Source organism: Sphingobacterium alkalisoli, from assembly GCF_005049105.1.
GTDB lineage: Bacteria > Bacteroidota > Bacteroidia > Sphingobacteriales > Sphingobacteriaceae > Sphingobacterium > Sphingobacterium alkalisoli.
Genome location: NZ_SUKA01000003.1, coordinates 490769 through 505010 on the forward strand (window position 1 = coordinate 490769; position 14242 = coordinate 505010).

12 protein-coding genes are annotated in these 14242 nt (G+C 42.1%); 6 read left to right on the forward strand and 6 right to left on the reverse strand.

Annotation, left to right across the window (positions count from 1 at the left end; translation table 11 throughout):
* Window positions 1-38 precede the first annotated feature (38 nt).
* The 6 genes from FAZ19_RS24105 (at window position 39) to FAZ19_RS11715 (ending at window position 8461) form a co-directional block, all read left to right on the forward strand.
* The gene (locus FAZ19_RS24105) at window positions 39-368 is read left to right on the forward strand and encodes a hypothetical protein (protein WP_211245492.1); all 330 of its coding nucleotides are present in this window, start codon (window positions 39-41) and stop codon (window positions 366-368) included.
* Window positions 334-564, forward strand: a complete 231-nt coding sequence (locus FAZ19_RS24110; RefSeq protein ID WP_211245493.1) for an OmpA family protein — start codon at window positions 334-336, stop codon at window positions 562-564. Before FAZ19_RS24105 ends, FAZ19_RS24110 begins: the two co-directional genes overlap by 35 nt.
* 114 nt (window positions 565-678) lie before the next feature.
* On the forward strand, window positions 679-3411 hold the full coding sequence (locus FAZ19_RS11700; protein ID WP_136820903.1) for a TonB-dependent receptor: 2733 nt from the start codon (window positions 679-681) through the stop codon (window positions 3409-3411).
* A 51-nt stretch (window positions 3412-3462) separates the two neighbouring features.
* The gene (locus tag FAZ19_RS11705) at window positions 3463-4644 is read left to right on the forward strand and encodes a DUF4876 domain-containing protein (RefSeq protein WP_169305643.1); all 1182 of its coding nucleotides are present in this window, start codon (window positions 3463-3465) and stop codon (window positions 4642-4644) included.
* Between the two features lie 2 nt (window positions 4645-4646).
* Entirely contained in the window at window positions 4647-6206 is a 1560-nt protein-coding gene (locus tag FAZ19_RS11710; RefSeq protein ID WP_136820905.1) for a DUF6850 family outer membrane beta-barrel protein, read from the forward strand.
* 32 nt (window positions 6207-6238) lie between these two features.
* On the forward strand, window positions 6239-8461 hold the full coding sequence (locus FAZ19_RS11715) for a HEAT repeat domain-containing protein (protein WP_136820906.1): 2223 nt from the start codon (window positions 6239-6241) through the stop codon (window positions 8459-8461).
* A gap of 39 nt (window positions 8462-8500) precedes the next feature.
* On the opposite strand, the gene FAZ19_RS11720 is transcribed toward FAZ19_RS11715, so the two are convergent.
* The 6 genes from FAZ19_RS11720 to FAZ19_RS11745 form a co-directional block, all read right to left on the reverse strand.
* Window positions 8501-9118 carry a hypothetical protein gene (locus FAZ19_RS11720; protein WP_136820907.1) on the reverse strand — a complete coding sequence of 206 codons (618 nt, stop codon included), beginning with the start codon at window positions 9116-9118 and terminating at the stop codon, window positions 8501-8503.
* A 114-nt stretch (window positions 9119-9232) separates the two neighbouring features.
* Window positions 9233-10765, reverse strand: coding sequence for a carbohydrate-binding domain-containing protein (locus FAZ19_RS11725; RefSeq protein WP_136820908.1), 1533 nt, complete (start codon window positions 10763-10765; stop codon window positions 9233-9235).
* Window positions 10766-10818: 53 nt separating this feature from the next.
* Window positions 10819-11505, reverse strand: coding sequence for a hypothetical protein (locus FAZ19_RS11730; protein ID WP_136820909.1), 687 nt, complete (start codon window positions 11503-11505; stop codon window positions 10819-10821).
* A gap of 11 nt (window positions 11506-11516) precedes the next feature.
* Window positions 11517-12242: a dioxygenase family protein gene (locus tag FAZ19_RS11735; RefSeq protein WP_136820910.1), complete on the reverse strand. Its 726-nt coding sequence runs from the start codon at window positions 12240-12242 to the stop codon at window positions 11517-11519.
* Between the two features lie 78 nt (window positions 12243-12320).
* Entirely contained in the window at window positions 12321-13010 is a 690-nt protein-coding gene (locus tag FAZ19_RS11740) for a LytR/AlgR family response regulator transcription factor (protein WP_136820911.1), read from the reverse strand.
* Window positions 13011-13013: 3 nt separating this feature from the next.
* Window positions 13014-14144, reverse strand: a complete 1131-nt coding sequence (locus tag FAZ19_RS11745) for a sensor histidine kinase (RefSeq protein WP_136820912.1) — start codon at window positions 14142-14144, stop codon at window positions 13014-13016.
* Window positions 14145-14242 lie beyond the last annotated feature (98 nt).

A 14242-nucleotide genomic window follows, 5' to 3' on the forward strand; every position in this document is an offset into this window, starting at 1 on the left:
TCCTGATCTAAGTTACCTCATATTCAAACTTAGATAAAATGCTTTACATTCGCGATACCAAACCGAAAAAAAGCAAGATGTGTACACCAGCACAGCATCGTCCTTCGACATCAATACGATTGCCATATCGGACAAAGAACTGGGGGGGTGAATTTCCATTTTTCAATTTGCCAGAGGGATTAGCCCTGCTCAATAAAAAACCAATCGAACGCAAGTTTGACCGGATCTTTTTTCCTATTGATGGTATCATGACACCGATTGAAGGAAGGGTATGGAAAGCCGGCATCAGTATAGAAGAACGAAAACATGGCGAATGGTCTTTAGACCATCACCATGCTGAAATCCGACGAAATCAAATCGCAACTTGATCAGAACGGGAAGGCGGTACTGCACATTAACTTCGACACAGACAAGGCTACTTTAAAGCAAGATGGCTTAACTGCTGTGAATGAAATCGTCAAAGTCTTGCAGGCCTATAAGGCCCTTAAGCTCGCGATCAATGGGTACACCGATAATTCGGGAAGCGCCGATCACAACAAAAAGCTTTCGGAAGCAAGAGCATAGCAGATCGAAAATAAAAGATAGTTGCCTGAAACTAAGCTTCAAATAATATAAAAGAGCATCGTTATTTAGATTTAATTTAAATAACTCTTATATTTGTGGCCTAGATCGTCAAGAATGAATAAAATTTTATTAACCCTAGCCGTCTTGTGGACGCTATCATTACCGAGTCTTTCATATGTTAAAGCAAACCAAAATTTCCAGCAATTATCACAACAAGGTCAAATCCGTGGAAACGTTCAAAATGCTAAAAAACCGGTAGTAGGGGCCACAATTACGTTGCTCGAACTACAGCTTGTAACCACAAGCGATAGCGATGGTCAGTTTACGTTTGAAAAACTACCACCGGGAACCTACACGTTAAAAATCTCCTATACGGGTATGCAATCCGCGGAAGTAAAAGCAGAAGTTGGTCAGCGTACCACTGTCGAGTTAAAAGAAAATTCGATCGCCATTGCAGATGTGCAGGTCGTGGGACAGGTATCCAATGTAAAAGGAGCTACTTCCACCTTTATCTCCAGACAAGCTATCGAACATCTACAGGCCACCAATCTTGGTGAAGTACTGCAACTATTGCCTGGGCAACTTATTTCCAATCCCTCCTTTTCAGAAGTCAATGCGCCCAGTATACGTCAATTAAGTGATTCTCAAACAAAGAACACGGCATCACTCGGTACTTCGATCATTATTAACGGAGCTCAATTGTCAAATAATGCCAATATGCAAGCGTCTAATACCGCAAGCGCGGGTGTACTATCCTCTTTCTCTACGTCCGCAGGTATGGGTACAGATTTACGTCAAATTTCTGCAGACAATATTGAATCAGTGGAAGTCATCCGTGGAATTCCCTCCGTTGCATATGGCGACTTGACCTCAGGTGTTATCGATGTCAAGACAAAAGCATCCGTAGAGCCCATGCAGACAAAATTCAGGCTCAATCCTAAGCTAAAACAAGTATGGGCGGGAAAAGGGTTCGATATGGGCGCACATAAAGGTGCACTATTCGTCGATGCAGATTATACTTATGCCGCCAATGAGCAAATACAGACGAGCGAATCCTACCAACGTTTTAATACCTCCTTACAATATACCAATACATTTGGCAATAGGAACCAATTGTATACCAACAGCACACTTGCAGTTGGAGGTTACTACGACGACAGTAAGACAGACCCCGATCTTGCCGTTAATCAAACCATCAATCAAGCCGAGAATTACGACTTACGTTTCTCTACCAACGGACGATGGAACGTTAACAGGCGATTTGCCAGAAACATACAGTATGTTTTTGCTGCGCAACTCGGTTTCCAAAACGGGATGCAGCAGCGTTTGAATACCGGCGATGTGAGCGCTGTGTCAAATGCACTTACCGATATAACCCAGGAAGTGGGTTATTTGCCATCAAACTATTTGCAACGCATCCGCATAGAAGGCAGGCCACTGAGCCTACAGGCCAAACTATCGGACAACTTTTATTTTTCGACCGGAAGCGTGCAACACGGTATTTTGGCCGGAGTGCAGTATGCTTTCGACAAAAACTACGGTGCGGGAAAATATTTCGATCAAACCTTACCCCCGAAAGCCACCGATGGACTTGGTTTCAGGGGTAGATCATTCGACGATATACCCGGTCTCCACCAACTATCGGGATTTATCGAAGATCAAATTTCGGCCCGGATAGCAGATCGGGAATTAAGTATAGTAGCCGGGCTACGTTACGACCACATCCAACCTTTCCAAGACGATAACAAGTTCGCCATTTCGCCCCGGATAAACGCTTCCTATACCGTATGGGATAATTTAAAGGTACGTGCAGGATACGGTTTAAGTGCAAAACTTCCCACCCTTATATATCTATATCCCGAAAATGCCTACGCCGATATATTCAGTTTAAACTATTATAAAGAAAACCCCAACGAAAGTTTGGCCCTGATGACCACCCGAGTTTTTAACACGGTAAATAAAAAATTAGAAATTGCAACCTCTAAGAAAGCGGAAATAGGTCTGGATTATAAATGGAACAACAATAAACGACTTTCGCTAACCTATTATCAAGACAATACCGCGAATGCGTACGATATGACACAATATTACAACTTTACTACCGTGCCGCGATATACGGTATTATCACAAGAAGCTAACGAAAAGCCTGTGCTCAGTAATGTTGTAAAAGACTCTTTATTTGTGGTAGATTACAATACACCAACGAATAATGTACATGTTAGAAACAAAGGTTTTGAATTTGAGCTAGACCTGGGGCGGTTTGCATCGATCCGGACTGCTTTTACACTCACTGGTGCTTACAGCTATACTAAACGAGAAGGTAACCTACCCTATGTATATGGACATCAGGTTGCTAACCAACCTTTTGATAAGCTTGGCGTATTTAATGCCCGTGGACAAGAGCATGAACTATTTATTTCTACTTTACGCGGCATCCATCATATCCCTGAGATCCGTCTCATCATAAGCCTTACCGCCCAGACTATTTGGATAGACAAAAACCGTTACTTTAACTACACAAGTCGTCCTTATGCCATAATTAATATTACGAAAAATGGAAATAGGGAGGTTATTCCATTATCAGAGGCTGAGATCGCTGCTATTCCGGAGACTTCAGGCCTTTATATCAGCGTAGCCGATACATACCACCGAGAGGAATCCTGGAAACCGCTGTGGTTGTTTAATATGAAAGTGACTAAAGAGTTTGGGAAAAATTACGGTTTCTCTTTTTATGTCAATAATATCACCAACAACAGGCCTTTACAAGCGAGCACAAGATCTCCGACAGAATACGAAAAGCGAAATATACCCATCTTCTTCGGTAGTGAGTTAACTTTTAAGTTTTAAACCCTATACATAAAGCTATTTGCTATTACGAGAATGAACAATTATATCAATATGAAATATATCAAGGCGGTACTCCTTATCTGCTCGATCAGCCTTTTGGCTAGCTGTCGAAAAGATTTCACCGAAATAGAATCGGTTGCGGTCGTATTCCAATTACGTTTTCCAGACAATTTCAGCGAAGGATCTATTCCTCACGATATCGGCATACAGATCCGTAACAATATTACGGGCGAATTAAAAACGGTTTCGTCCGATCAAGAAGGGAAGATAGCCCTAGACCTCATACCCGGCACATATTCCTTCACCGCGTCCCATACCTATACCGCGGAAGAATCTGACAACCTCATTGGGCATGCGGAAGAATCATTTGTCAACGCAAGTTTGACGCCTATCGTCATTACAGAAGCCACCCAAATCGAAGTCAAACTAAATGGAAGTCGAGCAGGCGGTTTGGTGATCCGCGAATTTTATTATTCCGGTGTGCCTACCTCCTATTTCTACGACTGTTTCGTCGAAATTTACAATAATTCGAATGAAACAATCTATATGGATAGCCTCTATATGGGCAATACCAAGTCAGCAAGTTCAGCCGCATATGGTTTTATAAACGAGGTCGATTCGGTATACTTAGCCCAAGTATGGATGATTCCCGGATCAGGCCAGGAGCGATCGTTAGCTCCGGGTCAATCCCTTATTATTGCCATGGACGGTATCAACCACAAAACCGATCCAAATGGAAATCCAAATTCACCCGTAAATCTGGGGCCGGGTATTGCCGATTTTGAAACTTATTGGCCATATACCAATCGAGATACCGATGCACCAGATGTACCGAATCTAATCCATGCCTACGCCAGTACAACCGCCGGATTCGACTGGTTACCGGGTGTTGGAGGAACAGGACTCGTACTATTTAAATTGAATGGTTTTGATGACCTCCCTGTAAGTAAGGAGCCCGGCACCAGTTCAACTACCCAATATAAAGCAGTGCCCACTTCGGCAGTGATAGACGCCTTAGATGCCGTTTCCAATAGCAATATTACTGCAGACAAAAAGCGGCTCCCAGTTACGGTCGATGCCGGTATGACTACCGTTGGCGCTTCTTATAGTGGAAAATCCGTCCGTCGTAAAATTAAGAATGTGATCAATGGGCAGACTATCTTCCAAGACACCAACAATTCATCCGCAGACTTTGAAATCAACGATACTCCCTCACCCCGAAAATGGAATTAACCATGCATACTAAAATTTTATATACCGTCGCCCTGCTGGCTATCTCTTCCATTTCCAACGCACAGCATATTCAACAAGATCTCGAAAAGTTCAAACAGCAAGAGGTTTTGCTGAACAGCGATAATGCAGCATTTCTGCAACAAACCAAATTCAGCAATATCGGGAATACATCCCTAAAATACGATCTCACCAAAGGTGATTTCAAACATCCGCTCATGGCCCGGGAGCAACAGTACGTTGGGTTTTCATCCGAGCGGTACCAACAGCTAAAAGACTGGAAGTTTTATGGTAAGTTCAATCTTGACGTAGGAAATGAAAAAGAAGTCGCCTACACCACACAACTTAATCCCCTTCGAATTAACCCTTATACCGTGGTCGATTCGTTGGGTGGCAATTGGAATAAGCAACGTTACGCTTTACAGGCAAAAATAGCCTCTCCGCTTGTCAACGACAGAATAGGATTTGGGCTGGGGCTCCAATACAACGTCAGTACCGGTGCGCGACAACGCGATCCAAGACCCGAAAACACCAACAATTATTTGGAATTAACACCGTCTTTAACATATGTTCTCGATCCTAAAAGCACGCTTGGCATCAACGGTAACTACAGCTATTTTGTAGAAGATCTTGCCGTGTCCAACATCAATACACAGACCGTGCATAATATGTACAAATTGATCGGTCTGGGCGAATATGTTGGAAGTAGCCCGCTGTTTATTTCATCCAGTCCGATTACGCGGAAGTATACCGGAAATAAATTTGGCGGCAATCTACAGTATCTTTATCAATCCGAAAACATTAAATTACTCGTAGATGGCTTCCTCAACACCTATTCTGAACATGCTACCGATGGTGTTATATCTCCGCAGCAGGCAGGTAAACATCAATATCTCCAGTACGGTACCCATATCGTATCGAATATAATCCGTGAATCGGCCTTGCATACATTCCGTATTAACTGGGATCAAAAAGACGTCGACAATACCGAATATCATCAGTACCAAGATCCAACGACACGCGAATACATCACCTTATTTTCAGATGTCTTTAACACCAATCTCGTCACTGAGGCTTCTATAGGCTATCAAATGGGTAGTCTGAAGAACAATATCCTACGATGGCAAACGGGTATTTCGGTAACATACGATGGTTTGGACAACCGCTACGCCAGCAACCAGAGCCAACAAACCGTAGACCGACTAACCTACCGGGCCGACTTTAAACGGTACTTTGTTTCTGAAAATGCGTCGGGTATAAATGTCCAGGTAGGATTTATCTATAGCGATGCCGTGAACGCTGATTTCGCCTATGATGAAAAATCGTATAGTACGAATTTTATCGCCCATCATATCCTCTACCCTGCCAATCAGTTTTTATCCATCAACTATTGGGGAGCCGACGCAGCTTTACAATATAACTTTAAAAGAGCCGAAAATAGAAATAACCAGTTTTACGTCAGGTTATCCGGCAACTACCTTCAGCCTACCTCAAACGAGACCTATTTCAACAAAGATATGTCAAGAATCCAGGGGCAGCTAAGTATTGGATTATATTCTTTGTAATATTGCACATCATCGCTAAAAACGTATACTTTATGTTAAAAAATAAAATCATTGCCTGCTTGCTTGCTTTATCCAGCTTCGGTCTGGCACATGGACAGCAGATCGAAAAACCTGGGATTAAATCCAGTACGACCTTTGCTATCGTCATCGATAGCGAAACTTACCGGGTTGCTCGAGAGGAGGTCATTGCCTATAAAAATGCCATCGAGCAAGACGGTCTAGGCACCTATATTCTGGTAGACGAATGGAAAAACCCGGAAGCGATACGCACTGAGCTCCTAAAGCTCCATCAGCAAAAATCTTCCCCTTTGGAGGGTGTCGTATTGGTGGGCGCCATTCCGATTCCAATGATACGAGATGCCCAATATCTTACTTCGGCTTTCAAGATGAACCAAAAAATTCGTTGGGATAAATCGTCTGTTCCCTCAGATAGGTATTATGATGATTTTGATCTACAGTTCGATTTCTTACGTCAGGATACCACCAAAGGCCGCGAGCACTACTTTTATTATAGCCTGAAACCAGCGTCTACACAATTTATCGAGATGGACATTTATTCTGCGCGGATCAAGCCACCGATAGAGGCGGGCGAAGATCCCAAACCCAAGATAAAGGAATATCTACAAAAGGTAGTTAGGCTCCGTAAAGAGGATAACCGCTTGAGCGATATGATTGTTTCCACTGGTCACGGATACAATTCAAATTCCATCAATGCCGTCTCGGGAGAAGCCCTAGCGTTGAAATCCCAGTTCCCAGATCTTTTTAAACCCGGAAATTCAATCAAATTTTTGAATTACAGAAATGCCGAGTTTATTAAATTCAATCTCTTAAGCGAACTAAAGCGCCCCGGATTAGACTTTGCCTATATGACCGGTCATGGCACCGCCACGCTGCAATTGTTAAACGGATACCCCGAGGCCTCCGCTCCACAGCCATCTATGGCCAATGTTGCGCGTTATCTCCGTTCGAAAATGCGGAATGCGAAAGAAGATGGCAGGGATACTGCACAAGTCAAAGAAGGATTTAAAACATCTTTGGGGGTAAATGAAAAATGGTTTACGGATGCCTTTGATCCCTCGTCCATTGCTGAAGACTCTATTTACAATGAGCACATGGATATGCAGATACATGATATCCGTGACGCAGGCGTACAGGCACGTCTTGTCTATTTAAACTCGTGCTTAACCGGATCATTTCACCTCGATAATTATTTGGCAGGGTACTATCCGTTCTCTAAAAATGAAAATATTACAGCCTTAGCAAACTCTATAGGTGTATTACAGGATCTATGGCCCGCCGAGCTCATGGGTACATTACAGCATGGTGTACGCGTAGGCCATTGGCTTAAGCATATTGCTTACCTAGAGACCCATCTTCTGGGCGATCCCACATTTTCTTTTACCGCTTCAACCGATTATTCGCTTAACGAGGCTTTAGTCAGCAAAACAAACGATAAAAAATACTGGCAAACGTTGCTGACAAAAAATGATGCCGATCTGCAAGCCCTCTCACTCGTATATCTAAGCCGTATCTTACCGCAAGAAGATGCTTCTCCATTACTACGTAAGTACTATTTCGAATCCCCTTTTGAAACCGTCCGTATGGAAGCCTTTCAGTTGCTGCGTAATTTTGAAGATTCCCATTATTTTGATGTGCTACATGCCGCAAAAACAGATTCATACGAATTTATCCGCCGACGGGCAATATATGACCTAGCTGATTTTGGTGGAGATGATTTTGTGAAAGACCAGTTGGAATTTTACGCATCCGACCCGCATTCCGAGCGTATCGCCTACCGTACGAGGTGGAATTTACAGTTCTTGAACCCTACGTTAGCCCATCGGTATATTGATGAAGTGATCCGAAAAAATCCCGCATTAGTTCAGGCTAGTACACTAGCCGACAAGCTAGATAAAGACATCACCTATCATGCAGAAAAATTAGAAAAAAGTAAAGCTACGCTAACCGATACAACAAAGGCTGATAAAGATCGTATCAGTGAAATGAATAGCTTAAGACTATATCGGCAACATGCATTGATTCCAACGTTGATCAGTATAGCACAAGATCAGGAAGAGTCTGCCGAGCTGCGAAAAACAGCCTTAGATGTGATGGGCTGGTATGTCATTTCAGTGCACAGACCAAAAATTCAAGAAGCATGCGAACTGATTTTAAACCAAGAAAAGGCTCCTAAAGAAGTAAAAGACGAAGCCTTAAAAACGAAGAATAGATTGCGTGCAAAAATGCATGGATAATAGAAAAGGGCATTGCAAAATGTGCAATGCCCTTTTCTATTATTTTCCATGATTATGTTCCATCGGTGGAGTGATCATAATATGTGCCTTATAACCTCCTTCATCCATCAACCAAGGTGTACCCAGGTTATTATGCTTACTCGATAAGCCAATATCTTCGGCTTTCGCAAACGGCATGTAAATGACATATCGTCTTTGTGCATCTTTAATTTCCCCAGTTTCTTTGATTACATCAGAAGCCTTTCCCCAATAGCCATATAAAATGGTCGGTGTCTGCGGGATAACTAATTTCCCTTCTTTAAACTCTTGCTCACGTATCGCATCCCGCTCTTTTCGTTTACCTTCTGCGATTAATTGGCGACCACGCTCCATAAAAGGATCCAAGGATTGTGGGTAAGCATATGCATAATACGTAGACATTTTGAAATCAGGCGCTAAACAAACCATTTTACTGTTATTAAACGCTTCTTGGAGCACAATAAATTTACCTGTTTCATCGTATCCGTATACCTTAGCACCTTCTCTTAAATCGGCAGGAGCTGCCTGCAGGGCAATCTTTATTTGTGTTTCTTTAGGAAGTGGCTTACGCTCGTCTTGCTGGGCAATCGCTAAGGATGAAAACCCCAGACAGAAGAGCAAAAATATATTTTTTTTCATCTGTGTTTTTTTCCAAATTTAACTAAAATGCTTTGCATTCCTGTCCTATTTTTATGTGTCACCGTGGTAATTGATGCAGAAACTAGACCTAAGTAGACAATCTCTATACTGCTTCTATCTTCCTCCTGGTCCTGAGCTTCCTCCTATACGTGTTACCATAGCGGTCAGTGTGAACGTTGATGACAGGGTTGGGTTGCTAAAAGTACCGCCAAGATAAATCCCATTGAAGTCCGAAGCAGTGGCTATGTCAGATACAGTCACCAATTTGTATGTCTCTCCCGAGCTAAATTTATTACCGGACAACAACAATGTGGTAAAACTGACGGGCGACTTAAAGGTCATTACCTCTTCATTATCGCTTGTCAATACACTGTATATTGTTCCCGCATTTCCGCTACCTAGAATTGCCGAGGCCTGTGTCGAAGCACTTGCAGTCGGTGTACTTGTTGAGCCACCAGCACCTATCAGTACACCACCAGTAATCCGGAATGTATTGTTGTCACAGTCAAATCCAGCTTCCGGACTTCTCGCTCCAATAGCAAGTATCCTTCCTCCGGTCACGGTCAATATGCCATTAGAGTCCATTCCATCATTTGTTGTACTGTAAGCCACTATGTTTCCACCGTTTATATAAATTGCTTTGCCGGCATTAACTGCATCGTCAACAGCTTTAACATAGATATCTCCACCATTTACGGTTAGTGTGCTTTTACTTTCGATGCCTTCTCCTCCTTCACCCGTAGTATTAATATGGATCGTACCGCCATTGATCACGATGTAGGGATCGATTGTATTATCCGTTTCATATGAAGCAACTATACCATCATCTACTACATCGATAGTAATATCGCCATCATTGATAAATATCTGTCCTTTTTCAGCTTCTATCCCATCGCTACCTGCTTTAATATCAAGTATGCCTCCATCTATAAAAATACCATCATTGCTGTGCAACCCGTCCGAAACCGCCGCGGTAATCCGGACAGTTCCATCGGTAACACGTATATAATCATCACTAGCAATGGCATGTTTGTAATTTCCAGTAAGCTGAAGCGTACCCGTTCCCGAAAACAGTAACTGCCCTTCGCTAAAAAATGTCCCTTTCTGGTCTTCGGAAGATGTCGCATATATCGTACCGTCTGCCAGTGTGTTACTTGTTCCGGCAGCAAGAACGATAAAGGCACGCTTACTTGATTGTATATTAATAGCTGGTCCGTCAAGATTGGTAATCGAAACACCATTCAGCAATAGCTTAAATTTTTTGTCGCTATATATCTTCACTGAACCATCTGTGGTCGTACCCGTCAATTCGTAAGCCACCTGAGCAACGGTAGATTCAATAACCACATCCGCCCCGAGAGTCGTAATAGTGACACCCGTTACTCCATTTTCTACCGTCGTATTTACACCGTTGAATCCGATTTTAATTGTAGAACTGAATGTAGAATTTTCGAGCAGATCCTCTTCGTCGTATCCGGTCTCCACCGAACCCTCCGCAGTTCCATTTATAGAACTTCCAGCAATGCTTACTCCTCCATCTGTTGTTATAACTGTTCCCTCTTCCGTATCACTGATTTTGTCATCTTTCGCACAGGATACCACAAGAATGGACGACAGAAGAAGAGAAAAATATATTTTCGTTTTCATAAATAATTAATTTTGATATTTTAGTAATGAACAATACTTTTAAATACGATGTGCTAATAATAGATAGCCAACAATAAACCTGTGTCGGATAAGCATTCCATCTCCAGCTTATGAAATCCAGGAAGTGATAATGCATCTCCCTGAAACAGTAAACGATCTTCGACTTCGAAATTACCGTCTAACGCCAGTGCAAAAACATAGTCGAATCCCGCATCAAGAGCTAGCTTATAGTCTACTTTCCCGACAAAAGCCCCCACATAAATTTGAAACGGAGTGTCTTCATTATCCAAAACAGGTATCATCCTATTTTTATCCAACGGATTTACGATCGGCAGCACGTAACTACGAATTTCTTGAGCATGCGATTCCGTAGTTGAAAATACGAATTGCTGAAAAGTAAAATAACCATCACCAGCTCCGAACTGTCTGGTCAACACATCCGCTTCCACATCCGTGGGTAATATCAGCAAACTACCCAAAGGCACGATATATTCCTGTTCCTTGATCCGCAGCACCAGTCCTTCTTCTAACGGAATAAAAATCGAAACACTTAGTTCGACTAATGGCAAGGTAAGTACCTGTCCGGAACATCCCCTCCATTCGTTTACGTGATGCAAACGACCTATCGGTTTACGATGAGGAGAAGCGTACTCTCCATAATTCAGCGTGCTACTAAGCTTTCCCTCGTCAATTACCATTTCTCCCCTTTGTTCCGCGATATAGATCCTCACCTCTTCCATAATCTTATTGCTTAGGCATTAACCTTAAGTGTAATTTTCATTTCGAAGCCTTCTGCCATCGTTCCTGTTACGGTAGACATCTCTTTATCCACACCATCGCCAAACACATTATCCCTATTGTTATAGGTATAGCCCGAGATGCCTTTTGTGTATCCATATTTGGACCCATTCGTATTCACATCGACAGACAAACTATCCTGAAAAGCTATCTGCGTAACCAACAGCGATTTGCCCGAAGCATCATAAATATGCACATGTATATGCGTAGCACGGCTTTGATACCAGCCAGGGAAGATGGTTTTGAAATTAACCAGTCCATTGCTATCCGTTACCTGTCTCCCACGAAACCAATTGACAGATTGGTAATTGGTAGATTGCATTTGCATACCCCCATATTGCGAATAGTTTCCATCCACATCACAATGCCAAATATCAACCAACACACCCGACAGCGGGGTACAGTTGTCCTTTACATTAGTAATTGTAATCAGCGTTGTCATGTCCACACCGATTCCATCTCCCTTTCGTATATCCGAACGCACGTACGATGTTGGTGTTTTTGTAGGAAATGGCCCCTCTGTTTCCGCGGGTGTAACCACACAGCTCTCGTCCACGGACACATCTGTCCCCGCTTCATCCGTAGATGTATTACTACCATCTTTTTTACAGGCAGCCCATGTCATAGGTCCTGAAAACGCCAAAAAGGATAACGTTTTTATAAATTGCTTTCTTTCCATAATGATCTCTCCATTTAAATTATGGGAGAAATTTACACGGACAAGATGTAAAATAATGTTAAGTACCGATGAATAGGTTTAATGTGTCGATGAGTCCTTTAATAGTCGAGCAACATCTTTATAGTAACTTTCTCCTACATTGAGCAGAAAACGGGGAAGTTCTATTTTTTTATTGTAAAAAGAAACAACATGCGTAACAGAGACAATATAACTGCGGTGTATACGTACAAAAATGTTTTTGGGCAGTCGATCATGCATGGCTTTCAGTGTCGAAAGTGTCAATACTGTCCGTCCGTTGATCAAATGAATTTTCACATAATCTTGCATGCTTTCTATACATTCTATCTCATCCAAATGAATCTTTACCAGTTGATATTCTTCATATACGGTCAAAAAAGGCCGATATGTATGCGGAGCGCTTCGAGTCAATGCTTTATCGACCGCTCTTTCAAAACGAGTGTAATCAAAGGGTTTCAATAAATAATCTACAGAATCAAGATCAAAACCATCGACTGCGTATGCTCTGTGTGCCGTTGTAAATACAAGCAAGGGTCGCGGAGAGAGTGTTCGGGCAAAATCCACACCATTAATCTCAAGCATATCCACGTCCAGAAAAAGCAGATCTACGGACTCTTTTTCCATAAATGTCTTGGCTTCGAGTGGATTCGAAAATGTACGCAGCAAGAGCAATGCAGGATGCCTTTCTGCAAACTCGGCTACTAGGCGTAGTGCCAGCGGTTCATCATCAACAGCAATACAGGATAACATGAGTTAAATATACAACAAAAGCTTAACAAAAAACTCATTCCTTCCTTCGACGATATCCAATTTGAATTTATTCGGATACAGATTCTCCAATAGCTTTTTGGTGTTTTTCAATCCGATACCCGAACTCGGCTGTTCAAATAACTCGGACGAAATGGAGTTTTTCACTTCCATTAAACAGTTATCATGCGAGACCTGTATCCAAAAATCAAGATAACACGGTTCCGAAGCACGCAAGCCATATTTAAATGCGTTTTCTATAAAAGGTAATAAAATGAACGGGTATATCTTCTTCGGAATGTCCAATCCTTCGTACCGCTCCGTGAGTGTGCAATTCGTACCGGCCCGAAGTTTTTGCAAACTTATAAAATCCTGAATAGCCTGAATTTCTTCTTTTAGGTCAACTTCCTCTTCATTTCGTTCATCCATATAATACCGCATCAACTGTGATAATTTAAAGATGCTTGTAGCTGTGGCAGAATCGCCTATCAACGCCAATGAATAGATATTATTCAACGTATTGAACAAAAAGTGTGGGTGAACCTGAGCCTTTAGAAAAGCAAGCTCAGATTTGATTAACTCATGCCGCACCTGTTGTATCTTGTGTTGCGATCGTGTCCAGTATTGGACCATTCTAAACAGAGAACCTAAAATAACAACCAAAGCTATAATGTAAACAGAGGCAATGTCTAGACTTCCTATACTCCTTTTTGGGGGATGTTGCATTTCGCTTCGAAAATCTGGCGGAAAAGGTCTGTTATTTTCATGTAGAAGCGGTGGAACAAATCTCCTTTCGGGAGCAGGCACTTCTCGTTGTACAACGCTTTCCAATCGTATCAACCTATCAAAAGGTCGCAACCAAAAAGCGAAGGATACGCCTACCAATACAATGGAAGTTGCATACAACACATATTTTCGTTTGCGAATGATGTATGGTGTCCATAAGTAACTATTGATATAATAAGGGATGATAAAGCATAGCGCAAAAAACCAAAACTCCCAATGACGAAACATCTCTAAAAAGCCAACTTCACTGTTACTTATAAACAGAATGGGTAAGGACAAGAATGCTAACCACGCGAGTACATGGAGTAAAATATTGAACTTGTAATGCAATTTCCAATGTTTAGTTTGCATATCAGTATATGTTATCTACTGTAAATATACCATTAACGCCGTGCAAATGGATGAAAAAGTATTTTAACAGATGTCGTTATACGTATATATAACATTTT